Source organism: Pseudomonas sp. PSPC3-2 (genome assembly GCF_049897085.1).
In the GTDB taxonomy this organism is placed as follows: Bacteria; Pseudomonadota; Gammaproteobacteria; order Pseudomonadales; family Pseudomonadaceae; genus Aquipseudomonas; species Aquipseudomonas paraveronii.
On sequence record NZ_JAFCVO010000049.1, the window covers coordinates 1 to 557 of the forward strand.

1 protein-coding gene is annotated in these 557 nt (G+C 63.4%); it reads left to right on the forward strand.

From position 1 onward, the window contains the following. The coding region (locus ACP7CJ_RS28865) for an Ig-like domain-containing protein (RefSeq protein ID WP_426103255.1) at window positions 1-557 on the forward strand (557 nt) is incomplete at both ends.

The following is a 557-nucleotide window of genomic DNA, read 5'->3' on the forward strand; positions in this document are numbered from 1 at the left end:
GTGAAGTCCTTCACCGTCGGCACGCCAACCAACGGCACGTTCTACACCGACGCCGCCATGACCAAACCGGTGACTGGCTCAATTGACGCGGTCAACGGCGAAGCGACCGTTTACTTCAAGCCAAACGCGGACTTCCACGGCACCGCGAACTTCACTTACACCGCCACCGACGGCGGCAACGCTGACGGCAGTAGCCCGCTGACTTCGGCGCCAGCCAACGGCACCATCACCGTGACCCCGGTCAACGACGCGCCGGTGGCTGAAGCCACTAGCGCGACCGGTGCTGAAGATCCAAGCGTAGGCATCGCGGTCAAACTGTCCGCCACCGACGTAGACAGCCCGACGGACGTGAAATCGTTCACCGTCGGCACGCCAACCAACGGCACGTTCTACACCGACGCCGCCATGACCAAACCGGTGACTGGCTCAATTGACGCGGTCAACGGCGAAGCCACGGTTTACTTCAAACCAAACGCGGACTTCCACGGCACCGCGGACTTCACCTACACCGCTACCGACGGCGGCAACGCTGACGGCAGCAGCCCGCTGACCTCGGC